Here is a 22,606-nt window from a genome sequence, read left to right on the forward strand (position 1 = left end):
CTAATTAGAATGTTTGAAATTTTCCCTTTTCTAAGGGGATATAGGAGATACAAATTTTTTAAAACCCCTTTCACCTCCCCTCCACAAGGGAGAGAGTTCAATCTTTTGCTTTATTTATTTACAATACAGGGAGAAATTTGTATTTCTTAAATACTCTCTAAGGAGATGGACATGCCGAAGATTATCCTTGTTAGACATGGAAAAACTGTCTGGAATGCAGAAGGTAGATATCAGGGAAAGATGGATATACCTCTCAATGAAGAGGGAAAAGAGCAGGCAAGGAGAGTGGGAGAGGCACTAAAGTATTTTCCAGTTAAGGCTGTTTATTCAAGCCCTCTCTCAAGATGTAAGGATACTGCTCTGGAAATAGCAAAACACCACAACCTTCCTGTAGAAGAGAGAGAAGGTTTTAAAGAGATTGACCACGGTGAGTGGGAAGGAATGCTTGCATCTGAAGTTGAGAAAAAGTATCCAGAGCTCCTGAAACTATGGAGAGAAAGACCGGCAGAAGTAAAGATGCCTGGAGAGGGTGGAGAGACTCTTAAAGATGTTTACGATAGGGCAGTTAGAGCTTTTGAAGAGGTTGTTAGCAAGCATGATGATGATGATTTGATTGTTATTGTTGGACATGATGCAACAAACAAAGTCATAATGTGTTACCTCCTTGGAGTTGATCTCAATAAGTTCTGGGCTTTCAAGCAGGCAAACTGTGGAATTACAGTTCTTGAGTACTATCCAGAAACAAAGAAGGTTATTGTTCACGTTGCAAATGCCACAGGACACCTTGGAAAAGAGATAGACTTTGAAGTTCAGAAATCACTGTAATGGAGAAGATTTTAAATGTTAAGGAGCTCCTGGGTGATCTCACCCAGGGGCTTTTTATTGAAAGACCCAACAGATTTGTAGGGCTTATCTCTGTAGATAGAGAAATCTTTAAAGCTCACATCTCCGACACTGGAAGACTTAAAGAACTTCTTGTTCCCGGGGCAAGAACTCTTCTGGCAGGAAATCCAAAAGGTAGGCTTGACTATAAGCTAATTGCTGTTGAAAAAGACGACGAATGGGTTTTTCTCAATACATCCCTCCACTCAAAAATTGCAGAAGAGGTAATCAGGAAAGGCTTTTTAGGTTTTATTCCTTCAAAGATTGAGAAAGAGGTAAGGTGGGGAAAGAGTAGAATCGATTTTCGAGTTAACAGTAACTTCTATATTGAAATTAAAGGCTGTAATTTATCCGAAAATGATATCTGCCTCTTTCCTGATGCTCCGACAGAAAGGGGAAGAAAACATTTAGTGGAGCTTATAGAGCTTAAACAAAGAGGCTTTAGAACTGCTGTAATGTTTCTTGTTTTTAGAAAGTGCCGTTGTTTTAGACCTAACAAACTTGAAGACCCAGCGTTTTCAAAAACTTTTGAAAAAGCTCTTCAAATAGGAGTTAAGTTTTTTGCTTTTAAACTTTCTTTCTGTCCTGAAAACGGCTGGATTTATCTGAAAGAAAGGATAAAGCTCTGTTAGAGAAAAATAGAAAAAGCCTGCCCGCAAAGGACAAGCTTTTTAAACTAATTTTTTTAGAGCTTCAATAACTTCATCGTAGTTTGGTTCTTGGGTAATTTCAGGAACAAGTTGCTTGTAAGCGATTTTTCCGTCCTTATCAACAATGAAAACAGATCTTGCAAGAAGTCCTTTTAAAGCTCCTTCAGCAATAAGAACGCCAAACTTTTCCATATCTCTGTATCTAAAGTCAGAAGCTACATCAATATTCTCAACGTTGAAGCTTTCACAAAATCTTTTTTCTGCAAAAGGTAAGTCCATAGAAACTACTGTAACATCAACGTTCTCAAAGTCCTTAAGAAGATTATTGAACTTCTGAGTTTCCATCTCACAAACAGGAGTGTCAAGGGATGGAACTGTGATAATTAGCTGAACTTTATCCTTCTTTCCACCAATAGCTTTCTCAGAAAGGTCCTTCTTTACTACGCAAGCAACAGGAGCATCGTCTCCAACGTTAAGAGTTGGACCTGCAAGAACAACAGGATTTCCTTTAAGTGTAACTGTTTCAGCCATACTTACCTCCATTAGAAAGCTTGCATCTTATTATACAGAATTATTGACTAAATTTAAACTTTATTGAGAGTCTAAAAATTCAACTACGATAATCTTCTGAAAATTTGGATAGTTTGACTGTTGGATAGTTTACTTTGACCACAGAGCAGACCCTTACGCAGTTGAGACACCTTAAACAGGCTGGAGAGTTTGAATCTTCATAAATTGGATAGTTGACGGGACAGGATTTCTTACAGAGGTTACACTCTATGCAGTCTTCTTTCTCCACCTTTAAATCAACTATGCTCAGCTTGTTAAAAATAGAGAAAAAGGCACCAAGTGGGCAGATGTATCTACAGAAAGGTCTCTTTATGAAGATAGAACCATAGAGGAACATTGAACCGAAGGCGAGTTTAAAGAGAAAAAACGGTCCAGCCATGTTGAGAATCATTGAGCTGGCAGCTACCCAGTAGATTCCTGCCTCTATCGTTCCAGTTGGACATACCATACAGAAGTAATGTTCTTTGAAAAGGAAGGGAAGTAGGATTACACCAAAGATTAGCATTAGATACTTTACGTAAACAAAGGGTCTGGGAAGATCAAACTTCATTGATGGAATCTTGTGAAGGAGATCCTGAATTAAGCCAAATGGACAGATCCATCCACAGATCCACCTTCCAAATGTGGAAGAGACTGCAGCGATTACTCCAACTGTTAGGAGTGGAATCTTTGAGATGACAAGAAAGTGGGAAAGTGTTCCAATTGGACAGGAATAGACCGACGCTGGGCAGGCGTAACAGTTCATTATCGGAAAGGGAATGGACTTTAATTTTCCGGTGTAAAGGCGAGCTGTGATGAAGTTGAAAATTTGAAAATTTGCCATAAATCCTGTTAGAAATTGAAAGAGCCTTCTATTTTTTAAGAAAGGGACCTTCAGCATCACTTAATCCCTATGCAGGTGAGACAGAGTATTTTTCCGTTGTTCCAGATGATTCTCAATTCATTCTGAAAGATTCCGGCGATGATTAGAAGTAAAGACAGGAGCAAGAGAGCTCCTGCCGCTATCTTCTTCCTGTCCATTTTCAATTCCCGATTCATTCAACCTTTGCAACTTCGCCAACTTCTTCTAAGAGCTTGTCAACAACCTCTCTAAAGCTTCTTGCTGACCTGCTTTCAGGATGGGACATGACAATTGGAACACCTTCATCGCCAGCTTCCACAACTACCGGTTCTATCGGAATCCTACCAAGGAATGGAATTCCAAGTTCCTTAGCTGCGTTCTCTCCACCGCCCCTTTTGAAAATATCTATCTCTTTGCCACAGTGGGGACATATGAGACCGCTCATGTTCTCTATGATTCCAAGAACTGGAACGTCCATCATTTTTGCAAAGCTGATCGATTTCTTTGTGTCAAGAAGTGAAACTTCCTGTGGAGTCGTAACAATTACAAAGCCATCCATTGGTTTTATAAGCTGGGCAACGCTAAGGGCTTCGTCTCCAGTTCCTGGTGGAAGGTCAACGAGGAGGAAATCCAATTCTCCCCAGTCGATTTCTGCAAGGAACTGCTTTATTGCTTGATGCTTTAGAGGTCCTCTCCAGATAACCGGTTGGTCAGGGTTTTCTAAAAGGAAAGCCATTGAAACAACTTTGAGATTTGGCATTCCAAGGGGGATGAATGGCTTTATCGTTTGAGTTTCAGGATCTGCAAAAAGCCTTTGTCCTTCCGCTCCAAGCATTTTTGCTACGTTTGGACCGTGAAGGTCGGCATCTAAGAGCCCTACATTAAACCCTCTCTTTGCCAACTCTGTTGCAAGGTTTGTTGCGACTGTTGTTTTTCCAACACCACCTTTACCGCTTAAAACACCAATTTTGTGTTTTATCTTTGAAAGGTTGCATGTCAGTTTAACGTCCATTGGATCCTGAGCAGCTTGGCAAGTGCTTTTGTGAGCACAACCTTCGCATTTTTTTTCATCAAATGCCATTTTTAACCTCCTAAATGTCTATGAACTATTTCAAAAAGTTTGTCATAAGTATTTTTAGAAGCTCCTATAATGTTTCCACTTTTAAGATATTCTTTCTTACCATCGAAATCACTTACCTTTCCTCCTGCTTCTTCTATAAGGAGAACACCGGCAGCTATATCCCAGGGATGAAGGGACATCTCCCAGAATCCATCAAACACACCTTTTGCAGTGTAGGCAAGGTCAAGAGCTGCTGAACCGCACCTCCTGACGCCCGAAACTTTCAAGAAAACTTCCCGAAAGCAGAGAAGATATTTGTCCAGCAGGTCTTTTCCTCTGAAAGGGAAACCTGTCGCAACTAAAGCCTCTTCAAACTGTCTATCACTCACCTTTATCCTCTTGCTGTTACAGTAAGCACCGCTGCCCTTTTCTGCTGTAAAGAGTTCTCCAAGAGCAGGAGCATTTATAACTGCTGCAACCAACTCTCCTCTATACTCAACTCCTATTGATATGCAGAAAATCGGTAACCCGTGAATGAAGTTCTTTGTTCCATCCAACGGGTCTATGTACCACTTCCACTCGTTCCCTGAGTGGAGACCACTTTCCTCTGCAACGATAGAATGTTGAGGGAACGATTCCTGTATAGTCTTAATAATAATCATTTCTGATTTTCTGTCAGCCTCTGTTACGTAGTCGTTCTTTGCTTTCAGTTCTATTTCTATGTCTTTAAGCCTTGTGTAATAGTGTGTCAGGACTTCTGCTGCTCTCTTTGAAGCTTCTATAGCTGTTTCAAGGACTTTACTCATAGAACTCTCCAAGACGTGGTCTATATGCTATTGATATTAAGTTGCCATTTTCCAGAAGGTATTCGACCTTGAAAGTATGGTGGAATGAGACGTAGGACATGGATCTGGTCGATAACAGACTCTGTGTATGAAAAATTGCTTCATCCCATGTCTCTATGTCTGAAAACTCTACTGCAAGATCGAATCCTTCCATGGTGAATGCTTTTTCAACAGCTGCTATGAACTCTTCAGATAACATTGTTTTCTCCCTGTCAAAGGTAGGAGATATTTTATACCAGCTTTTTTCTATTCTAATGCCTGTGATATAGTATGGGAAGTTCTAATTGAACTGAGGAAAAGTGTGGTTACAAGAATTGCAGTTGTTGAGGATGATATCTCCATTGGGAATCTGTTGAAGAAGATCCTTTCAAAAGAGGGGTTTGAGGTTAAGGTTTACTCCACCGGTGAATTGCTTGTTAATGAACTCTGTGAATACGGTAAGGAGTATGACCTAATTATTCTTGACGTAATGCTTCCGGGTATGAGTGGAGTTGAAACCTGTAAGTTTTTGAGGGAAAGAGGAATAAATATCCCGATTCTGATGCTTACTGCCCTTTCTGCAGAGGATAATAAAGTTGCAGGTCTTGATAGTGGAGCTGACGATTATGTGACAAAACCTTTTGGAATCAGAGAGCTTCTTGCAAGGATTAGAGCTCTACTCAGGAGACGGGAAACTGGTTTTTCCAAGCCTTTCATAGGAAGTTTTATCTTCAAAAAAGATTCTGTGATTATAGAAGGAGAAAGTATAAAGTTAACAAGGAAAGAGCTGGGGCTTTTAAGAATTCTGGTTGAAAATAGGGGAGAAACCGTACCGAAGGAACTTTTGCTCTTGAAAGTCTGGAACAGCTCTGCCGTTTCAAAGAGAACAGTTGATGTTCATATAAAGCATCTGAGGGATAAATTGGGAAAGTATGGGGATAGAATTAAAACCGTGTGGGGAGTAGGATATAGGTTTGAGTAAAAAACTTCTTGAAAAGATTCAGAAAACAGCAGAGGACATTTATTTCCTTAATAGAAAAGGCTTTCTGATAGGCAGTCAGAAGAAAATCTGGGACATTTTTCCATACGCTGAAACAATTCAGGGGTTTAGGGAGGCTCAAGACTCAGGATTTTCGATGTTTCAGATAGAGGAAAAAGAGAATCACTATCTGTTTAAAATATTCAGGATTGAAGATGACCTTTTTCTGATGCAGAGGATCGATATTACATGCGAGAAAAAACTTGGAAAGATTAAAAAGGATCTGGTAACAACTCTGTCCCATGAGCTCAGAACGCCAATTACTGTAATAAGAGGAAATGTGGAGTACCTGCTCTCTTACATGGATTGCGAAGAAAGAGAAGTTCTGGAAGAGATACACGAGAAAACTTTGAAAATGATAGAAATTCTTTCAGGATTGGAAAAACTTGTTTCAAAGGAAAAGGAGCTTAGAGAGTGCCATTTAAAAGAGGTTATCCTGAGTGCTCTAAAGGGTTTTCATGAAAAAGCCAGAAAAAAAGAAATAGAGCTAAAGACTTCTCTTGAGGAGATTTCTGTTCCCTGTGAAAGAATTTTAGTTGAACAACTTATTAGAAACCTCATTGACAACGCTATAAAGTTTACGAAAAAGGGTGAAGTGGAAGTTGTTCTAAAAGCTACCGGAAAAGCAGTTTTGCTGATTGTCAGAGATACAGGCATTGGAATAAAAGAGGAGTTCAAGAATCAGATATTCCAGAAATACTTCAAATCTCCTGAAAGTGATGGCCATGGAATAGGACTTTCAGTTGTAAAAGAGATAGTCAAGTACCACGGTTGGGAAATTGAAGTTGAATCTGAAGAGGGAGAGGGGACGACATTTACTATCAGAATATCTCTTTGAACAGGAATCCTTAACACTTTCTTAACACTTTCCAAATTAAACTTTTCTCAAACAATTAATGAGGAGGATAGTAATGAGAAAAGCACTATTTTTAGCTTCTGCTCTTCTTTTAATTGGAATGGCAGTTCCATCCAATGCTGAAGAAGCCACAGTTTTAATTGGTGGAGTACCTGTAAAGCAACTTTATGTTGACGAAGATGGAAGACTTTACCTTACTCCCGGTCCTGGAAGGAAAGCTGTGAAAATTGAAGTTCCAGCAGCAAAAGGAACTCCTGTTGTTTCAAAAGATAAAAAGATAAAGATTGAAGGAAAGGCCTACATCCACTGGGATTATGATATGCAGAATAAAAGTGAACACAACGCATTCAAAATTACGAGAAACTATCTCGAAGTTCGCGGATACTTTAACGACAAAGATTACTTTAGAACAACCTTAGACGTTAAGCAAGATTCCGATGTGGATAAAGGTTCTTACGTTGCAAGACTTAAATACGCTTATGTTTACCTTCATGATGTTCTTCCCCACACAGGGGTAGAACTTGGTATGGCTCACAGACCTTGGATTGACTGGGAAGAGCACCACGGTTGGCTTCATAGAGACCTTGAAAAAACTTTTATAGAAAGTAGTGGTGGAGCTCATCTCATAAACTCTGCAGATATTGGAGCTAACTTTAAAGGTAAATACGGAATAGCTTCATGGGAAGTAGGTGTCTTCAACGGCGAAGGTTATCACGAAGAGGAGAACAGTGAACACTTTGGTAAATCCCTTGAAGGAAGGCTCTCTTTAAATCTCTTTGATGGATTTACAATCTCAGGACACACAGTCCACTCTTTTGACCATAAAGATGAAAATTACGATAGACACATTTACCAGGTTCATGCTGTTTACAACAATCCCTATTTCTTAGTCGCTGCTCAGTACATCTGGAATAATCTTGACAACTATGAAGGAGATGACACTGACCAAAAAGGTTACTCAATCAACGGAGACTTGAAGTTGAAGCCTTTCATAGGATATCCGCTCGGTATTCTTGCGAGGTACGACCACTGGGATCCTGACGATGATAAATCAAATGACGAAAGAGATCAATTCATTTACGGTGCATTTTATAGGCTAAATAGCCATCTGAAATTTACTCTCGCCCACGAGAGAGTTATAGACGACGCAGGAAGCGACAAGAGTACACTTATGGCGGTGGCAGAGGTCAAGTGGTAAATTAAAAGTGAACCGAAAATTTAGATTTAGGAGGAGTTAGAAATGTTAAATGAAAAAGGAAGGAAACTCTTAGCAGTTGCACTTCCAGCTCTTATTCTTTCAGGCTGTTTTGGAGGGGGACAAAAAGAGGAAAGTAGAACAGAAAAAAGAGCAGCTAAAAAAATCGCAATTAACGGAGCTGGAGCAACATTCCCTTATCCTGTTTATGTAAACTGGGCAAAGGACTATGAAAAGGCTACAGGAGTAAAAGTTAACTATCAAGGAATTGGTTCTGGTGGCGGTATTAGACAGGTGACAGAAAGGACTATTGACTTTGGTGGTTCAGACAAGATGCTCCCACCAGAAGAGTTGGACAAGAGAAAGCTCTACCAGTTTCCAGCAATTATCGGTTCTATCGTAGTCGTTTACAACCTGCCTGGTGTTGGAGACACAGAGCTCAAACTCTCAAACAGAGCAGTTTGTGATCTCTTCATGGGTAAAATCAAGTACTGGGACAATGAAGAGATTAAGAAAGACAACCCGAACATCAAACTACCTCACCAAAGGGTTACTGTGGTACACAGGTCTGAAGGTTCAGGAACAACCTGGAACTTTTCCTACTGGCTGAGCAACATCTGTCCAGAGTGGAAGGATAAGGTTGGGTACGGAAAGGTCGTGAACTGGCCTACAGGAATTGGGGCTAAAGGTAACGCTGGTGTGACAAACTACGTTAAACAGACTCCGGGTGCTATTGGCTACGTTGAGTATGCCTACAAGCTTCAGAACAAACTATCTGCCGCTCAGCTCCAGACAAAGGGAGGGAACTTTGTTAAGCCAACAGAAGAAGCATTCAAAGCTGCTGCTTCACATGCTAACTGGAATATGAAAAGCCACTTTTATCTCGAAGGTAATCTCCTGCTTCAACCCGGAAAAGACAGCTGGCCACTTACAGCTACAAGTGTAATTCTCCTTCCAAAAGAGAAGAAAGAGAAAAACAAACTTGTAATTGATTTCTTTGATTGGACATTTACAAATGGAGATAACACAGCTATTAAGCTTGGATACGTTCCACTTCCAGAAAACGTGAAAACAGAAATTAGAAATTACTGGAAAGAAGTTGTATTGAAGTAAGAACGGGGGCTTCCGCCCCCTTTGATCTAATGTCTAAAATGTCTGATTCCTGTAAATACCATTGCCATTCCGTGTTCGTTTGCAGCTTCAATTACTTCGTTATCCCTTATTGAACCACCAGGTTGAATTATTGCAGTTACTCCAACCTTTGCAGCTTCATCAACGCTGTCTCTGAATGGGAAGAAAGCTTCAGAAGCAAGGACAGAACCACTAATGTCAAGTCCCATTAGCTTTGCCTTCTCCGCCGCACAGCGGGCAGAATCTACCCTTGATGTTTGACCCACGCCGATTCCAACTGCAACACCATCTTTTGCATAAACTACAGAATTTGACTTAACCCACTTTACAACCTTAAAGGCGAAAAGAAGATCTTTCCATTCTTTCTCTGTTGGCTCTCTATCTGTGACAACTTTCAGTTTTTCAGGATCAACGGTTATCAAGTCTCTGTCTTGAACTAAGAGCCCACCAACGACTCTTCTGTACTCAAATGGAGAGTCAATACCCTTCCTTTCCAGACCTTCAAGCCCTTTTGTTGTCAGAACTCTTAAGTTTCTCTTTGTCTTCAGAATTTCAAGAGCTTCCTCGTCGTAGTCTGGAGCTATTATGCACTCATAGAACCTTTCAGTTATAAGTTTTGCAGCTTCTGGAGTTACTTTTGTGTTGAAAGCTATGATTCCACCAAAGGCAGAGAGTGGGTCAACTTTTAAAGCTTTTTCGTAAGCTTCTTCTACGCTTTTCCCAAGTGCCATTCCGCACGGGTTAGCGTGTTTGATGATTGCACAGGCTATACCATCCTCCTCAGGATCAAACTCAAGGACAAGGTTTAAAGCACCATCGAGGTCGTAAATATTGTTAAAGGAAAGCTCCTTCTCTCCATGGAGCTTCTCAGCCCTTGTTACACAAGGTTCTTTAACAAAAACTTCTCTGTAAAAAGCTCCTCTCTGGTGTGGATTTTCACCGTATCTCAGATCCTGAACTTTTTCAAAGGTAATTGTTAGAGGATTTCTCAGCTCTCTGCAGTGGATTTCATTTCCATTTTCGTCAATCGAGTAGAGGAAGTCCGAAATCAGTGCATCGTAGTGAGCAGTCAGGTTAAAAGCCTTCCTTGCGAGGTTGAAACGGGTTTTGAGAGAAATCTCTCCAGTTTCCTTGAGCTCCTTTATTATCTCTGGATAGTCTTTTGGGTCTGTAACGATAGCAACGTATTTATAGTTTTTAGCAGCAGCCCTTACCATTGTTGGACCGCCAATATCTATGTTTTCAATTATTTCCTCAAGATCTGCACCCTTTGCAACTGTCTCTTTGAAGGGATACAAGTTTACAACCACCATATCGATTCTCTCAATTCCCAACTCTTCCATTGCCTTTATGTGCTCTTCATTGTCCCTCTTCGCAAGGATTCCGCCGTGAACCTTTGGATGGAGTGTCTTGACTCTTCCTTCCATTATCTCTGGAAATCCTGTCAGGTCAGAGATCTCCTTAACTGGGATTCCTGCCTCTTTTAAGAGCTTTGCAGTTCCACCGGTTGAGATAATTTCAACACCAAGACTTGAAAGCTCCTTTGCAAATTCCACAACTCCTGTCTTATCAGAAACAGAAATAATCGCCCTTACAGGTTTCACTCCAACCTCCTTTTAAGCAATTTGCTGGTAAATGATAACAGAGGGTGATAGAATTAGTGAAATTTTCTTTAGAGCAATTTCTGGATTCAACCGCGAAGGAAAAAAATGCTTAGATGGGCAGAAGTTCACCTTGATAGGCTTCTTCACAACTACAGGGAGATAAAAAAACTTGCTAAGAAAAAAAAGATTTTTGCCGTTGTTAAAGCCAACGCTTATGGTCATGGAAGCGTAGAGGTTTCAAAGTTTCTGGAAAAGAACAGCGACGTTTACGGTTTTGCGGTTGCAACCTTTGAAGAAGGAGCAGAGCTCAGGGAAGCAGGAATAGGAAGAGAAATCCTTGTTATGGCTTCCCACCTTGAAGAGGGATACAGAGAAGCTGTTAATTACAATCTGATTCCCGTCATTTTTGACTTTGAGGATTTAAAACTTGTCAAAGAGCTTGGAATTCCTTTCCACATAAAAGTTGATACAGGAATGGGAAGACTTGGCTTTTTAGAGGATGACTGGAAGAGGTTAATTCTGGAGCTTGATGGTTCAAATGTTGAAGGTGTTATGAGCCACTTCTCTTCAGCTGATGAGGATAAAGAGTTTACTCAGAAACAGTTTGAGAAATTCCTCTCCTTTGCGCGTAGACTATCGCAATTGAAACCAGACATAAAAGTCCACATAGACAACAGCGCAGCTGTTCCAGAGAAGTTTGACTCCATTCTTACCCATTGCAGAGTTGGACTTGCTCTGTACGGTTCAAAACCTTATGAGGGCTATTCAGCCGATTTAAGGCAGGTAATGGAAGTAAAGGCTAAAGTCATAAGTGTAAAGGAGCTCCCTGCAGACTTTCCCGTTTCCTATTCTAAAACCTACAGGACTTCAGAAAGGGAAAAAATTGCAGTGATCAGTTTCGGTTATGCCGACGGTTTACTGAGAACTCTCTCCAATCGTGGTGAAGTTCTCATAAACGGCATAAGGTGTCCAATAAGGGGAAGAGTCTGCATGGATATGACGGTTGTTTCCGTTGAAAAAGTGGACGTCAAAAAGGGTGATACTGCACTCATCAGTGGAGAGGAATTAACCTTCAACGAAATTGCAGAAAAAGCTGGAACAATTTCCTATGAAATCATGTGTGATATCAGCCCAAGGGTGAAGAGGATCTACTATGAAGGAGTACAAAGTTTACGAGTTTGAAGTGCCGAGAGAAAAATTTGAAATAGTGGAAGAACAGCTTTTTTCCCTTAAGACTCTCGGAACAGAAATAGTTTCTGAGGGAGATAGAGTCAGATTTAAAGCCTATTTTGAAGAGGAGATTAACCTGCCTGAGGAAATTTCTATATACCTGATTTCTCAATCTTCTTTACAGGAGAGAAACTGGAACGAGGAATGGAAGAAGTACTTTAAGCCTGTTAAGGTTTCCGAGAAAATCTGGGTAGTTCCATCATGGATGAAAGGGGAATTTCAAGTTCCTGAAGACTCGATTCCAATCTACATCTATCCCGGACAGACCTTTGGAACAGGGACTCACGAGACAACCAAACTATCAATGAGGTTTATTGAAAGGGTTCTTAAACCAGGAGATTCCTTTTTAGATGTTGGATGCGGAAGCGGTATCCTTTCAATTCTTGCTAAAAAGCTCGGAACTAAAAAAGTTGTTGGCTGTGATATCCAGAAAGAGGTCGTTGAAGAAGTTGCACTCAACAGTGAACTCAACGAAGTTTCCAATATAGAAGTCGTTATTGGAAGTATTGAGGATGTTGAAGGCAAATTTGACATTGTTGTTGCAAACATTGAGAAACATCTTTTAGAACCTTTAATTCCAGGAATTGTTGAAAAAGCAAAAGGAACTGTTATCTTTTCTGGAATACTGAAAAGCCAGAGAGATGAATTTGTAAGAACCCTTGAGAGAGCAGGACTTGAACTCCTTGAAGAAGCAGGAGAAAGAGAATGGATAGCTTTCCTCTGCAGAAAGTAGATCTCCACAGCCATTCCACAGCTTCTGATGGATCTTTAGCTCCACGGGAAGTGGTAAGAAAGTCAAAGGAAAAAGGAATTTACATCTTTTCCCTTACAGATCACGATACTGTTTGCGGGGTCAGAGAAGCTATCGAAGAAGGAAAAAGATTGGGCGTAAAAGTCATTCCCGGTATTGAAGTAACGGCGGATACCTCCTTCCTTGGTGAAGGGAGGAGAGAGTTTCATATTTTGGGTTACTACGTTGATATTGACTCTGAACCTTTGAAGGAACTGACTGCCTTTTTTCAGGACTCGAGAAAAAAGAGAAATGAAGAACTCCTATCAAAACTTGAAGATCTGGGATACAACATTAACTACGAAGAAATGGTCTCAAAGTATGGAACAAACTTTGGAAAGCCCAACATAGCAAAAGTCTTGATAGACAGAGGTTACTTTCAGGACAGAGAAGAAGCAATTGATTTCCTTTCTTCTTTAAAAGTCAAGAGAGAAAAACTTGACTACAAGGAAATAACCAGGCTTATAGATGAAGCTGGCGGCATAGCAGTCATTGCTCATCCGGTTTCTCTCAAACTCTCATATAGGGAGCTCTATTGTCTTTTAAAGTGTGCAAAAAATGAAAAAATCTCAGGACTCGAAATATTCCATTACAACCACAAACCCGAAGACGTTTTGACGTTCAGGGAAATGTGCGAAAGTTTAGACCTATACTTCACTGGAGGTTCTGATTTTCACGGCGAGAATAAGCCCTGTATAGAACTTGGATTTATCAATATTACCGTTTCAGATATACATTTCCCCATTTGAATACTTTGTATTACTTATAAGCGTACTAAAATATTGTAAGACAAATTTTTGATTCTTCCTTTCGCAAAGGGAGTTATTAGGGTTTCCTGGTAAGTGACGAGAGACGCGAGATGTGAAACGGGAAATAAGTGCTACGCATTTTGAAGCTCAGAAACAGGAGGAAAACACATGGAGTGCAAAAGGGAAGAGAATCTTAAATCTTGTGCCTGCACCTATGTGTACTGTAATAAACGAGGTATTTGTTGCGACTGCATAAGATCCCACCGTGAAAGAGGAGAAATTCCCGGTTGTTTATTCCCGCCTGAAGCTGAAAAGCAATATAACCGTTCGTTGGAATTTTTCCTTCAAGTTTGGGCAGAAAAACTGGGATATAAATTGGTAAGAAGTTAAAACTAATGGAAAGGGGGAAAGCCCCCTTCTCCTATTTCTTTTGCATGTATTTAATAATCAGATTGGAAACCCTATAGTTCTTAACGTCGTTTGCAAGATCAAGGGGCGTTTTACCTCTGTTGTTCTTAATTGTTGGGTCTGCACCGTTTTCAAGAAGAAGTTTTACAATTCTCGCAGTTCCCCTTGTTGTTGCACAGTAGTGGAGGGGAGTGTTCCCGTAGTTATCCTTTGCGTTTACATCTGCTCCTTTCTCTATGAGGAACTTAGCAACAGAATAGCTGTTGTAGATGGCAGCAAGGTGAAGAGGAGTGTAACCATACTTGTCTTTTGCGTTTACGTCCGCTCCGTGTTCGACAAGAAGTTTGGCAACCTGCAAACTGTTTCTGATTGCTGCTTGGTGAAGAGGTGTAATTTCAAAGTAGTCTTTTACACCAATGTTTGCTCCTTTTTCAAGGAGAAGCTTTGCGAGCTCCACATTGTTTGAGTCTGCTGCGTAGAAAAGAGCTGTCCAGTTAAACTTGTCTCCAATGTCGACAGGAACACCACTGCTCAGAAGTTCTTTTACCTTTTCAACCTTACCTTCTCTAACTGCTCTGAAGAACTCTCTTTTTGTTTTCTTGTCAATCTGAACGGTTTGAGTCTGGGTTTCGCCAAGAGTGATTGCTGGAAATGAAATTAGAATGAGTGCTGCGGTAGAAGCAGCCAGTAGTTTTTTCATTTTTCTACTCCTTTATCTCTTCAAGAATTTTTATTAGCTCGTCCAGATTTTCAGCTTCAGTGTATAGTTTCTTATCAGGAGTAAAAGTAGCACCCTTAGATTTTACAAATTCTACAAGTTTTTCTGGGGAAATGGCAGGAGATTCACCAAAACTCAGTATAATTTTTCCAGAAGGAGTCATTGTAACTTCTTTTATTCCTATTTCTTTTGCCAGTTTCTTTATCTTCATGATTTTGAACATGTTTACGAGGGGATCCGGAATTGCTCCGTGGATTTTCTCTATTTCCCTCAAGACCTCTTCAGGATTTTCACTCTTTGAAAGCTCTCCATAAATTTTAAGTCTTTCTTTTGTGTCCTCTATGTAGTCTTCAGGGATGAATGCTTCTACTGGAATGTTTATCTCGACATCCTCTTCTTCCCTCTCAGTTGTTACCTCTTCAAAGAGTTTGAGATACAAGTCCAGTCCAACAGTATTGACAAATCCGCTCTGTTTTGGACCGAGAAGAGTACCAGCCCCTCTTATCTCTAAATCTTTCATTGCAAGCTGGAAACCACCACCAAGGGGAGAAATCTTCTTCATAGCCTCAAGTCTCTTGACAGCTTCCGGGGTAAGCTTGCTCTTTGGAGAGGTTAAAAGGTAACAGTATCCTTTTTCGATTCCCCTTCCTACTCTTCCTCTAAGTTGATAGAGTTGAGAAAGTCCAAACCTTTCAGCTCCAATGACGATTAGGGTGTTTGCCGACGGAACATCAAGGCCTGACTCAACAATTGAGGTAGAGACGAGAATTTTTATGTCTCCCTCAAAGAAGCTGTGCATTACTCTTTCAATTTTGTCTGCCTTCATCTGGCCGTGAACAATATCAACGGAAATACCTGGGAACATTTCTTCAATTTTCTGCTTTAGAGGTTCTAACTCATCAATATCGTTCTGGACTATGAAAATTTGACCGTTTCTTTCAAGTTCCCTTTCGATTGCTGTTTTCAAAATTTTGTCAGAGTATTTTGAAACGACAACTTTGGTTCCTCTCCTTCCAGCAGGTGGAGTCTCAATAACAGAGATGTCTCGGAAACCAGAGAGGGCAGAGTAGAGGGTTCTTGGAATTGGAGTTGCGGAAAGGTAGAGAACATCAAGGTTCTTTTTAAGTTTTGTCAATTTTTCCTTTGTCTTTACTCCAAAGCGGTGCTCTTCATCTATTATCAAGAGTCCTAAATTCTTGAACTCAACGTCGTCTTGAGTCAGTCTGTGAGTCCCGATAATTATGTCTATTTCTCCCTTTTTAAGTTTTTCGAGTATCTCTTTCTGCTCCTTTTTGCTTCTAAATCTGGAAATCACTTCTATATTGACTGGAAAGCCTTTAAACCTCTTTTTAAAGGTTCTGTAATGCTGGTCTGCAAGAATTGTTGTTGGGGCTATTAAGGCTACCTGTTTTCCAGCTGAGACTGCCTTCATGGCAGCTCTCATTGCAACTTCAGTTTTTCCATAGCCCACATCCCCACAGATAAGTCTGTCCATTGGCTTTTCAGATTCCATATCCCTGTAAACATCTTTGATTGCCTTTAGCTGATCGGGAGTAGGCTTGTAAGGAAAACGTCTCTCGAACTCTCTCAGGAGAGTTTCGTCGCCTACTATCTTTTCACCCTTTGCTGTTTTCCTCTCTTTATAAAGTTCTGCAAGCTCTTTTGCAAACTTTATGAGTGAGGCTTTTATCTTTCTCTCAAGGTTTTTCCAGGAAGTACCTCCAAGCCTATCAAGCTTTGGAGACTTTCCTTTGTAGCCTGAATACCTGTAAATTCTGTCTATCTGGGTAAAAGGAGCATAGAGTTTCTCTCCTCCCGCATACTCTATCTCAATAAAGTCATAAGTCTTACTACCAATCTCTCTGCTCGTTATACCCTGAAAGATGCCAATTCCATAATCCCTGTGAACAACAAGAGTTCCTGGCTCTAATGCTGTGATATCTTCCCTTTTCTTTGTCTCAAAGATAATTTCAGATTCGGTTAGCCACGCTTCTTTTTTCTCATCTAACCTGAAACCACCGGAAGAGATACCTTTTTCCGCTATGAGCTTCAGACCGATTTTCTTTGCGACCTTTTCTGCTTCTATTTTTAAGGTTTCTGAAGTATAGAAGAACCTGATTTTGAAGCCCTCGAGGGATTTCAGAAGTTCCTCGATGTTTTCATCGTTGGCAGATGGAAGTGGTTTAATTCCAAAATCAATGCCGTCTTTAACAGGTTTTTCATATATAGAGATTAGAGGTTTTACATCTGTTTTCCAGATAAATTTTTCAGGTCTTGAGGATGGAATCTCTTCTCTTTTTAAAGTTTCAAAGTTCTCTTCAACTGTTCTGATAAACGTCTCCCCAGCAGTCCTGACTTGGTCGGGTTCAAAAGAGACTATCGGAAGTTCTCCTATGTATTCTAAGATTGGAACAAGGTCAAAAACTTCTGGAAGCAGCTTTTCTGCTCCACTAATCTCGCCCAGGAGGAGATGCCTTTCAACAATTTCTGGGTATATCTCCTCTAGTTTTTTCAATCTCTCTTTGTCCTGAACGAGCTCCAGAACAGGAACTATTTCAAACTTTTCTATCTCTTCACTATTTAGAAGGATTCTCTCAACTGTGTTACCGAAAAGTTCAACGATAAACCTTTCCCCTTTAGGAGTTACGAACTCGAAAGTATCTCCTTTTACAGAGAATTCGCCTTCTTCTGGTTCACTATCAACCCGCCTGTAACCGAGAATAATGAGCTTTTCGGGAAGGGTTGAGTAGTCAATCTCTTTTTCTCTCTCTATTTCTATTACGTACTCAATTAAATCGTCTGGAGAAAGGACTTTTTGAAACAGGGATTGTGGAGTGAGAACCACAACGTCAAAGGGTTCAGAAAGAAGTTTATAGAGAACCTTGAGCCTTCTATACTGGTAGAGAGAGAGAGGAGATGAGATATCAAGAGGTGGGACGTCCCAGGCAGGTACATAGAAAACTCTTAATCCGGCTCTTTTTAGATCTTCTGCTAAGGGTTCTGCTATTGTCTCTGAAGGTACTAAGAACAGGAAAGGAGATATTAAATCCTTGATTTCCTTTAGAATAAGCCCTTTCGACCCCCCAGGAAGGTTATAACACCTGACGGGTTCTCTGCTTTTTATTCTTCCTTTGAGTAACCTCAGATTTCTCTGGAGCATTATCCTTCTATCAGTTTTGCTTCTCTCTGCATTAGCCTGTTAAATAAGGTATCCCAGAAGACAGTTAAATCACCACCTTTTACGTGTTCCTTAAAGAACTTTATTGAATCTTCTATCTCTCCTTCCAGTATTTCAAACAGATTGTCGTTTTTAAGAGCAAGATCTATCTTGTCCTGATTGTAGAGAAAGAAGTCAGCAATAATTGTTCTTGCAAGTCTCTGGATTTTATCAGCTTTAGAAGCCATCTGTTCCTCCAGAATCTATTTGAACTAACTCAGCAATTCAACGAGCTGAGAAAGAGTGCTTTTTAGGTCTTTTCTTTCAACTACCATATCAATAAGTCCATGCTCCAATAGGAATTCTGAACGTTGGAAGCCCTTTGGTAATTTCTGACGAATCGTTTGTTCTATGACCCGGGGGCCGGCGAAACCGATAAGAGCCTTCGGCTCTGCGATTATCACATCCCCAAGGAAAGCAAAGCTCGCCGACACTCCGCCCATTGTAGGATGGGTCAGGACGGAGATGTAAGGAACCCCCCTTTCCTCAAGGAGTGCAAGGGCTGCTGAGGTTTTTGCCATCTGCATCAGAGAGATTACCCCTTCCTGCATCCTTGCTCCACCAGAAGCAGAGATGCAGATAAAGGGAATCTTCTCTTCAGCAGCCCTTTCTATGTTTCTTGTTATCTTCTCGCCGACCACCGAGCCCATGCTACCGCCCATAAAGCGGAAGTCAAAACAGCTTATCAAAACATCTTTACCGTCCAGTTTTCCTTTAGCGTTGATTACTGCATCTTTTAAACCGGTTTTTTCCTGAGCCTCTTTTAACCTTTGAGAATAGGGCTTTCTATCAACAAATTCCAGTATATCCCGTGGTTCCAAGTCTACATCCAGCTCTTCAAAAGTTCCTTTGTCAAAGAGCATATAGAGTCTGTCCTTTGCAGGAACGGGAAAATGGTAACCACACTTTGGACAGACCATTAAATTGCTTTCGAGCTCTCCCCTAAAAAGGAGAGCCTTGCAGCTTTCACACTTAATCCATAACCCTGTTGGAACGGGAGACTGGGGCTTCTGATCTCCGCCCAATTTCTTCCTGAAAAACTTTTTAAGCACGTATCTTAACCTCTAAAACAAGCTATTTGAGGTAGAATGTTCAAAAGTTCTCTAAAAGCATCTGAAGATATAGTGTAATATACTTTATTCCCTTTTCTCGTTTTTGCAACTATCCCCTTGTACCTGAGAGTTCTGAGATGTTGTGATAGAGAAGATTGGGAAATTCCCAGTTCCTGTTCCAGATCTGTAACGCACATGGGTCTTTCTTTCAGTGTGAAAAGGATTTTTAGCCTTACAGGTGAAGCAAGAGCTTTAAGACATTCAGCTCCCTCTTCAATCCTTTCGTCATCTAAAATAATCTCTTCCTTCTTCCTGGCCATACTTCCTCCTAAATTATCCTATTTTATGATAATTATAATTAATCTCTATTCGGAAAACAAATTTCTCAACAATTAACATATTAAATAATCAGAATTCCAGTTTCACTTTTATTGATGGAAAATATAAGATTGCAAGATTATAGTTTCAACCTATTTTTGTTAAAACTTTTTATTAGAACCAAACTTTCAGGAGGAAAGTTAATTATGAAAGTAATAAAAACTAAAAAGGCTCCAGAGCCTGTTGGGCCTTACTCTCAGGGAATTCTTTCCGGCAATCTGGTTTTTACTGCAGGCCAGCTCGGGATAGACCCGACAACCGGAAAACTTGTGAATGGCTTTGAAAATCAGGTTTTACAGGCACTTAGGAATCTTGAGGCTATTTTGAATACAGCAGGAGCAAGTAAGTGTAGTATTTTAAAGATTACAGTTTTCTTGAAAGACATAAATAGATTCGCAGAGTTTAATAAGATTTACAGTGAGTTTTTAAAGGATTGTCCTGTAAAGCCTGCAAGGTCGGTTATTGAGGTCTCAGATTTGCCATTAAATGCTGAAGTGGAGATAGAATGCATAGCCCAGAGAGGTTAGGAAGGCTCTACATTGTTGCAACGCCAATAGGAAATCTTGAAGATATAACCCTAAGGGCTCTGAGAATTTTGAAAGAAGTTGACATAATTGCTTGTGAGGACACAAGGAGAACCTTGAAGCTTTTAAACTACTACGATATCCACGGGAAAAAGCTTATTCCGTACCACGAGCACAATGAAAAGAAGGTTTCGAAGAAACTGGTTGAAGAACTCCTATCAGGAAGAGACATCGCTCTTGTTTCCGATGCGGGGACTCCATGTATTAGTGATCCAGGTTATAGAATTGTAAGACTTGCTAAAGAAGAGGGAATTGAGGTTATTCCAGTACCAGGACCATCTGCAGTAATTGCAGCCGTTTCTGCTTCAGGCTTTCCAACAGATCGGTTTCTATTTGTTGGATTTCTGCCCAGAAAAGAGTCTCAGCTAAGAGAAACTTTGAAAGAAGTTGTTAAATTACCTTATACTGTTGTTTCCTATGAGTCTCCCCATCGCATGGACAGAACCTTGAAAATTTTGAGTGAAATAGCTCCTCAGAAAAGGATTGGTGTTTATAGGGAAATAACAAAAGTAAATGAGGAGTTTTTGGAAGGAACTCCAGAAAAAGTTCTTGAAGAGCTTCTATCAAAAAACAAACTGAAAGGAGAATTTGTTCTTCTATTCTATCCTTCAGATAATCAAGAGAATGAATCAGAAGAAAACCTGGATTCCTTGTTGATTCGTTTAAAAGAAGAAGGAATGTCTTTAAAAGGTGCTGTAAAGGAGGCCTGTCGGAGGACAGGTCTCCCTAAGAACCAAGTATATAAGAGAGCTATTGAACTATTTAGTAGAGATTGAAGGTTCGCACGGCTTAAGTTCGCCGTCCTTGTATTCATAAGCCTTGATTATGCAAGGCCCTCCAATGTACCTTTCAACGTCAACAAAAGATGCGTATTCGACGTTAAACCACTTTATTGTAAGCTCAAAGGCAACCATTGGATCAAAGTCCTTACAGCTGTAAGCGTCAAGGCTGAAGAATTTTTCTTCAGGCCAGGTGTGGATTGTACAGTGGCTTTCAAGCCAGATAGAAACACCAGAAACTCCACTATCTTCAGTAGCTCTTCTTTTGAGGGTTTCTTCCATAAATTCTAAGGTTCTACTCTTTACGTTTTCCTCGGAAAGTTTTTTGACAAACTGTTCAAGCTCAGATTGAGCAAATGGGAATCTTGCAACGATTGGTGGATATACAAGAGTCATGTCCAGCTGTCTTGCCAGCTCTTCCATGTAGTCATAGATGGGCTGGATAGCATTAATCCTTCCAATGTCCTTAACTGTAGCATCCATCATTATGTGTCTTCCTACAAATTCCATGGCAGACCTCCATAATTAAGAAATGCCCCAGGAGGGGCAAAATTTATTTCTTAAGAGGCACTACATCAACAGTTATTGTAGCCTCAATATCCTTGAAGAGGTGAATTTTCACCTCGTAAGAACCAACTTCTCTTATAGGTTTTTCAAGGATAATTTGTCTTTTCTCTACATCCTCAAAACCAGCCTTGTGAAGGGCTTTTTCTATCTGAGAGGTTGTGACTGAACCAAACAGTTTACCTTCTTCACCAGCTTCGTGCTCAATAACAACTCTTGTAGAAGATAGCTGCTCAGCAAGTTCTTTATACCTTTCAATCTGTCTTTGAGCTTTCCTTTGAAGAGCTTTTAGTTCATTTCTCACCCTTGCAATGTTGGATTTTGTTGCAGGGAGAGCGATTCCCTCAGGAATTAAGTAGTTTCGAGCGTAGCCATCCTTTACTCTTACAATTTCGCCAACCTTTCCAAGGTTTTCCATATCTCTAAGCAGAATCACTTCCATTTTTCTTACCTCCCTTTAGTTTTCTGAAATCAAACCAGAAATCGAAGATTCCAGCAAGTACTGCCACTATAACAGCTCCTGCCGGAAAGAAAACAATAGCAAATAGGGTCAAAATTTTTGCTACCAAGGAAAACTTCTCTATGTAATAGGAAAAAATTGCAAATCCCTGGACGATGAAAAGTCCTAAAACTCCAACAAGTATGTTTGCACTGATTACCTGTATCTCCGGTATCCACCTAAGGATGGATAAAAATCCAGCTATAAGAAAGATTGGTACAATCCAGAAATCAAATTTAAGTCTCTTGAATCCGAAATCTTCTTTTGAAACCAGTGCTATCATGCCGACACTAATGGCTGATATTACAACGGATGAAAGAAAGTAGAATCCCCATCTCAATTGAGTAAACCATGGTATCTGTTTAACTTCGGCTGGAAGACCTATAAAGAGATCTTCAAGTATGGTTGTTCCAAAGGATATCAGTGACAGAACAAGAATAATATTCTCTGTTTTTAGTCTCTCTTTTAAGATCCTTGTTGATATACCTAAAAGGGAAAAGGCAGAAATATCAAGAGAGATCTTCCAGCCTTCAGATAGAGAGATAATCCCAATAGAAACTACAGAGAGAAACAAAGCAGCCAATATTCCAAAGTCTCTGGTGACAACATAACACAAAGCCGGAATAAACAGAGAAAGCCCCAGAGCAAGAGGCAAAAGAGCCTCCATGCCCATTAGGGCTCCTGTTGCAACCGTCAGTAAAACATAGAAAACTGGCAGCTTGTAATTTCTCATTAGTCTATCTTCACAAATGGGAGTAATGCAAGGTGTCTTGCTCTTTTAACAGCCCTTGCAAGTTGTCTCTGGTGCTTGGAACATACACCAGAAATTCTTCTTGGGATAATTCTTCCCCTTTCAGAAATAAAAGGCTTGATAAGTTCTACATTTTTATAGTCAATCTTTTCTATCTTCTCAGCACAAAACTTACAGTATTTCCTTCTTCTTACAAATCTTCTCTGTGGAAGTCCGTTGCTCATTGTTTACCTCC

At 40.2% G+C, this 22,606-nt stretch carries 28 protein-coding genes; 12 read left to right on the forward strand and 16 right to left on the reverse strand.

The annotated features are described in order from the left end of the window. Positions 1-171: 171 nt before the first annotated feature. Positions 172-825 (forward strand): histidine phosphatase family protein, encoded by a 654-nt coding sequence (locus tag ACYQ3A_RS02095; RefSeq protein WP_459895239.1) that lies wholly within the window; start codon positions 172-174, stop codon positions 823-825. Continuing rightward, the gene (gene sfsA / locus ACYQ3A_RS02100) at positions 825-1,514 is read left to right on the forward strand and encodes a DNA/RNA nuclease SfsA (protein WP_459895242.1); all 690 of its coding nucleotides are present in this window, start codon (positions 825-827) and stop codon (positions 1,512-1,514) included. Before ACYQ3A_RS02095 ends, sfsA begins: the two co-directional genes overlap by 1 nt. Positions 1,515-1,553: 39 nt before the next feature. Here sfsA and tpx read toward each other — a convergent pair whose 3' ends face one another. From tpx to ACYQ3A_RS02130, 6 genes are all read right to left on the reverse strand, one after another. Next, complete coding sequence (tpx, locus tag ACYQ3A_RS02105) at positions 1,554-2,063, reverse strand: thiol peroxidase (RefSeq protein ID WP_459895245.1); 510 nt, start codon at positions 2,061-2,063, stop codon at positions 1,554-1,556. A 79-nt stretch (positions 2,064-2,142) separates the two neighbouring features. Further along, a complete protein-coding gene (locus ACYQ3A_RS02110; protein ID WP_459895247.1) occupies positions 2,143-2,925 on the reverse strand; it encodes a 4Fe-4S binding protein in 783 nt (260 codons plus the stop codon). A gap of 56 nt (positions 2,926-2,981) precedes the next feature. Continuing rightward, positions 2,982-3,122, reverse strand: a complete 141-nt coding sequence (locus ACYQ3A_RS02115) for a CD1871A family CXXC motif-containing protein (protein ID WP_459895249.1) — start codon at positions 3,120-3,122, stop codon at positions 2,982-2,984. Positions 3,123-3,136: 14 nt separating this feature from the next. Then, positions 3,137-4,024, reverse strand: a complete 888-nt coding sequence (locus tag ACYQ3A_RS02120; RefSeq protein ID WP_459895251.1) for an Mrp/NBP35 family ATP-binding protein — start codon at positions 4,022-4,024, stop codon at positions 3,137-3,139. Between the two features lie 2 nt (positions 4,025-4,026). Continuing rightward, positions 4,027-4,809 (reverse strand): inositol monophosphatase family protein, encoded by a 783-nt coding sequence (locus ACYQ3A_RS02125; RefSeq protein ID WP_459895253.1) that lies wholly within the window; start codon positions 4,807-4,809, stop codon positions 4,027-4,029. After that, positions 4,802-5,047, reverse strand: a complete 246-nt coding sequence (locus ACYQ3A_RS02130) for a hypothetical protein (protein ID WP_459895255.1) — start codon at positions 5,045-5,047, stop codon at positions 4,802-4,804. The genes ACYQ3A_RS02125 and ACYQ3A_RS02130 overlap by 8 nt, the downstream gene beginning before the upstream one ends. 102 nt (positions 5,048-5,149) lie before the next feature. On the opposite strand from ACYQ3A_RS02130, the gene ACYQ3A_RS02135 reads away from it, so the two are divergent. The 4 genes from ACYQ3A_RS02135 (at position 5,150) to pstS (ending at position 9,030) form a co-directional block, all read left to right on the forward strand. Continuing rightward, a complete protein-coding gene (locus ACYQ3A_RS02135; protein ID WP_459895257.1) occupies positions 5,150-5,809 on the forward strand; it encodes a response regulator transcription factor in 660 nt (219 codons plus the stop codon). Then, positions 5,802-6,704 (forward strand): sensor histidine kinase, encoded by a 903-nt coding sequence (locus ACYQ3A_RS02140; protein ID WP_459895260.1) that lies wholly within the window; start codon positions 5,802-5,804, stop codon positions 6,702-6,704. The genes ACYQ3A_RS02135 and ACYQ3A_RS02140 overlap by 8 nt, the downstream gene beginning before the upstream one ends. A 73-nt stretch (positions 6,705-6,777) precedes the next feature. Next, on the forward strand, positions 6,778-7,920 hold the full coding sequence (locus ACYQ3A_RS02145; RefSeq protein ID WP_459895263.1) for a hypothetical protein: 1,143 nt from the start codon (positions 6,778-6,780) through the stop codon (positions 7,918-7,920). Between the two features lie 42 nt (positions 7,921-7,962). Beyond that, entirely contained in the window at positions 7,963-9,030 is a 1,068-nt protein-coding gene (pstS, locus tag ACYQ3A_RS02150) for a phosphate ABC transporter substrate-binding protein PstS (protein WP_459895265.1), read from the forward strand. Positions 9,031-9,056: 26 nt separating this feature from the next. Here the strand turns inward: pstS and purH are convergent, their stop codons facing one another. Then, positions 9,057-10,652, reverse strand: a complete 1,596-nt coding sequence (purH, locus tag ACYQ3A_RS02155) for a bifunctional phosphoribosylaminoimidazolecarboxamide formyltransferase/IMP cyclohydrolase (protein WP_459895267.1) — start codon at positions 10,650-10,652, stop codon at positions 9,057-9,059. A 105-nt stretch (positions 10,653-10,757) separates the two neighbouring features. Here purH and alr point away from each other — a divergent pair, with 105 nt between their 5' ends. The 4 genes from alr (at position 10,758) to ACYQ3A_RS02175 (ending at position 13,811) form a co-directional block, all read left to right on the forward strand. After that, complete coding sequence (alr, locus tag ACYQ3A_RS02160) at positions 10,758-11,834, forward strand: alanine racemase (RefSeq protein WP_459895269.1); 1,077 nt, start codon at positions 10,758-10,760, stop codon at positions 11,832-11,834. Continuing rightward, positions 11,806-12,615 (forward strand): 50S ribosomal protein L11 methyltransferase, encoded by an 810-nt coding sequence (locus tag ACYQ3A_RS02165; RefSeq protein ID WP_459895272.1) that lies wholly within the window; start codon positions 11,806-11,808, stop codon positions 12,613-12,615. The genes alr and ACYQ3A_RS02165 overlap by 29 nt, the downstream gene beginning before the upstream one ends. Beyond that, the gene (locus tag ACYQ3A_RS02170; protein ID WP_459895274.1) at positions 12,588-13,421 is read left to right on the forward strand and encodes a PHP domain-containing protein; all 834 of its coding nucleotides are present in this window, start codon (positions 12,588-12,590) and stop codon (positions 13,419-13,421) included. Before ACYQ3A_RS02165 ends, ACYQ3A_RS02170 begins: the two co-directional genes overlap by 28 nt. Positions 13,422-13,589: 168 nt before the next feature. After that, on the forward strand, positions 13,590-13,811 hold the full coding sequence (locus ACYQ3A_RS02175) for a DUF6485 family protein (protein ID WP_459895276.1): 222 nt from the start codon (positions 13,590-13,592) through the stop codon (positions 13,809-13,811). 31 nt (positions 13,812-13,842) lie between these two features. Here ACYQ3A_RS02175 and ACYQ3A_RS02180 read toward each other — a convergent pair whose 3' ends face one another. Genes ACYQ3A_RS02180 through ACYQ3A_RS02200 form a run of 5 tightly spaced genes read right to left on the reverse strand, consistent with a single transcriptional unit; the run spans position 13,843 to position 19,136 of the window. Beyond that, the gene (locus ACYQ3A_RS02180; RefSeq protein WP_459895278.1) at positions 13,843-14,529 is read right to left on the reverse strand and encodes an ankyrin repeat domain-containing protein; all 687 of its coding nucleotides are present in this window, start codon (positions 14,527-14,529) and stop codon (positions 13,843-13,845) included. A 4-nt stretch (positions 14,530-14,533) separates the two neighbouring features. Further along, on the reverse strand, positions 14,534-17,707 hold the full coding sequence (gene mfd, locus ACYQ3A_RS02185; protein WP_459895281.1) for a transcription-repair coupling factor: 3,174 nt from the start codon (positions 17,705-17,707) through the stop codon (positions 14,534-14,536). Continuing rightward, positions 17,707-17,952, reverse strand: a complete 246-nt coding sequence (locus tag ACYQ3A_RS02190) for a hypothetical protein (protein WP_459895283.1) — start codon at positions 17,950-17,952, stop codon at positions 17,707-17,709. Before ACYQ3A_RS02190 ends, mfd begins: the two co-directional genes overlap by 1 nt. 24 nt (positions 17,953-17,976) lie before the next feature. Continuing rightward, a complete protein-coding gene (gene accD / locus ACYQ3A_RS02195; RefSeq protein WP_459895286.1) occupies positions 17,977-18,816 on the reverse strand; it encodes an acetyl-CoA carboxylase, carboxyltransferase subunit beta in 840 nt (279 codons plus the stop codon). Between the two features lie 5 nt (positions 18,817-18,821). Next, positions 18,822-19,136: an ArsR/SmtB family transcription factor gene (locus tag ACYQ3A_RS02200; protein WP_459895289.1), complete on the reverse strand. Its 315-nt coding sequence runs from the start codon at positions 19,134-19,136 to the stop codon at positions 18,822-18,824. A 204-nt stretch (positions 19,137-19,340) separates the two neighbouring features. Here ACYQ3A_RS02200 and ACYQ3A_RS02205 point away from each other — a divergent pair, with 204 nt between their 5' ends. Beyond that, on the forward strand, positions 19,341-19,721 hold the full coding sequence (locus ACYQ3A_RS02205) for a RidA family protein (protein WP_459895292.1): 381 nt from the start codon (positions 19,341-19,343) through the stop codon (positions 19,719-19,721). Then, entirely contained in the window at positions 19,700-20,554 is an 855-nt protein-coding gene (gene rsmI, locus ACYQ3A_RS02210) for a 16S rRNA (cytidine(1402)-2'-O)-methyltransferase (RefSeq protein ID WP_459895295.1), read from the forward strand. The genes ACYQ3A_RS02205 and rsmI overlap by 22 nt, the downstream gene beginning before the upstream one ends. On the opposite strand, the gene ACYQ3A_RS02215 is transcribed toward rsmI, so the two are convergent. Genes ACYQ3A_RS02215 through rpsR form a run of 4 tightly spaced genes read right to left on the reverse strand, consistent with a single transcriptional unit; the run spans position 20,537 to position 22,595 of the window. Next, positions 20,537-21,067, reverse strand: a complete 531-nt coding sequence (locus ACYQ3A_RS02215; RefSeq protein ID WP_459895298.1) for an S-adenosylmethionine decarboxylase family protein — start codon at positions 21,065-21,067, stop codon at positions 20,537-20,539. The two genes, rsmI and ACYQ3A_RS02215, sit on opposite strands and share 18 nt — an antisense overlap. Before the next feature lie 43 nt (positions 21,068-21,110). Continuing rightward, positions 21,111-21,563, reverse strand: coding sequence for a 50S ribosomal protein L9 (gene rplI / locus ACYQ3A_RS02220; RefSeq protein WP_459895301.1), 453 nt, complete (start codon positions 21,561-21,563; stop codon positions 21,111-21,113). Beyond that, positions 21,544-22,353 (reverse strand): YybS family protein, encoded by an 810-nt coding sequence (locus ACYQ3A_RS02225; RefSeq protein WP_459895303.1) that lies wholly within the window; start codon positions 22,351-22,353, stop codon positions 21,544-21,546. Before ACYQ3A_RS02225 ends, rplI begins: the two co-directional genes overlap by 20 nt. Further along, positions 22,353-22,595, reverse strand: coding sequence for a 30S ribosomal protein S18 (rpsR, locus tag ACYQ3A_RS02230; protein ID WP_459895305.1), 243 nt, complete (start codon positions 22,593-22,595; stop codon positions 22,353-22,355). Before rpsR ends, ACYQ3A_RS02225 begins: the two co-directional genes overlap by 1 nt. Between the last annotated feature and the right edge of the window lie 11 nt (positions 22,596-22,606).

The sequence above is a fragment of the Desulfurobacterium crinifex genome, from assembly GCF_054656775.1.

Excerpts from the sequence above, each read along its gene's own strand:
- ACYQ3A_RS02095 (WP_459895239.1), top strand. The coding sequence starts at position 172 with ATGCCGAAGATTATCCTTGTTAGACATGGAAAAACTGTCTGGAATGCA.
- sfsA (WP_459895242.1), top strand. The coding sequence starts at position 825 with ATGGAGAAGATTTTAAATGTTAAGGAGCTCCTGGGTGATCTCACCCAG.
- tpx (WP_459895245.1), bottom strand. The coding sequence starts at position 2,063 with ATGGCTGAAACAGTTACACTTAAAGGAAATCCTGTTGTTCTTGCAGGT.
- ACYQ3A_RS02110 (WP_459895247.1), bottom strand. The coding sequence starts at position 2,925 with ATGGCAAATTTTCAAATTTTCAACTTCATCACAGCTCGCCTTTACACC.
- ACYQ3A_RS02115 (WP_459895249.1), bottom strand. The coding sequence starts at position 3,122 with ATGGACAGGAAGAAGATAGCGGCAGGAGCTCTCTTGCTCCTGTCTTTA.
- ACYQ3A_RS02120 (WP_459895251.1), bottom strand. The coding sequence starts at position 4,024 with ATGGCATTTGATGAAAAAAAATGCGAAGGTTGTGCTCACAAAAGCACT.
- ACYQ3A_RS02125 (WP_459895253.1), bottom strand. The coding sequence starts at position 4,809 with ATGAGTAAAGTCCTTGAAACAGCTATAGAAGCTTCAAAGAGAGCAGCA.
- ACYQ3A_RS02130 (WP_459895255.1), bottom strand. The coding sequence starts at position 5,047 with ATGTTATCTGAAGAGTTCATAGCAGCTGTTGAAAAAGCATTCACCATG.
- ACYQ3A_RS02145 (WP_459895263.1), top strand. The coding sequence starts at position 6,778 with ATGAGAAAAGCACTATTTTTAGCTTCTGCTCTTCTTTTAATTGGAATG.
- pstS (WP_459895265.1), top strand. The coding sequence starts at position 7,963 with ATGTTAAATGAAAAAGGAAGGAAACTCTTAGCAGTTGCACTTCCAGCT.
- alr (WP_459895269.1), top strand. The coding sequence starts at position 10,758 with ATGCTTAGATGGGCAGAAGTTCACCTTGATAGGCTTCTTCACAACTAC.
- ACYQ3A_RS02165 (WP_459895272.1), top strand. The coding sequence starts at position 11,806 with ATGAAGGAGTACAAAGTTTACGAGTTTGAAGTGCCGAGAGAAAAATTT.
- ACYQ3A_RS02170 (WP_459895274.1), top strand. The coding sequence starts at position 12,588 with ATGGATAGCTTTCCTCTGCAGAAAGTAGATCTCCACAGCCATTCCACA.
- ACYQ3A_RS02175 (WP_459895276.1), top strand. The coding sequence starts at position 13,590 with ATGGAGTGCAAAAGGGAAGAGAATCTTAAATCTTGTGCCTGCACCTAT.
- ACYQ3A_RS02180 (WP_459895278.1), bottom strand. The coding sequence starts at position 14,529 with ATGAAAAAACTACTGGCTGCTTCTACCGCAGCACTCATTCTAATTTCA.
- mfd (WP_459895281.1), bottom strand. The coding sequence starts at position 17,707 with ATGCTCCAGAGAAATCTGAGGTTACTCAAAGGAAGAATAAAAAGCAGA.
- ACYQ3A_RS02190 (WP_459895283.1), bottom strand. The coding sequence starts at position 17,952 with ATGGCTTCTAAAGCTGATAAAATCCAGAGACTTGCAAGAACAATTATT.
- ACYQ3A_RS02200 (WP_459895289.1), bottom strand. The coding sequence starts at position 19,136 with ATGGCCAGGAAGAAGGAAGAGATTATTTTAGATGACGAAAGGATTGAA.
- ACYQ3A_RS02205 (WP_459895292.1), top strand. The coding sequence starts at position 19,341 with ATGAAAGTAATAAAAACTAAAAAGGCTCCAGAGCCTGTTGGGCCTTAC.
- rsmI (WP_459895295.1), top strand. The coding sequence starts at position 19,700 with ATGCATAGCCCAGAGAGGTTAGGAAGGCTCTACATTGTTGCAACGCCA.
- ACYQ3A_RS02215 (WP_459895298.1), bottom strand. The coding sequence starts at position 21,067 with ATGGAATTTGTAGGAAGACACATAATGATGGATGCTACAGTTAAGGAC.
- rplI (WP_459895301.1), bottom strand. The coding sequence starts at position 21,563 with ATGGAAGTGATTCTGCTTAGAGATATGGAAAACCTTGGAAAGGTTGGC.
- ACYQ3A_RS02225 (WP_459895303.1), bottom strand. The coding sequence starts at position 22,353 with ATGAGAAATTACAAGCTGCCAGTTTTCTATGTTTTACTGACGGTTGCA.
- rpsR (WP_459895305.1), bottom strand. The coding sequence starts at position 22,595 with ATGAGCAACGGACTTCCACAGAGAAGATTTGTAAGAAGAAGGAAATAC.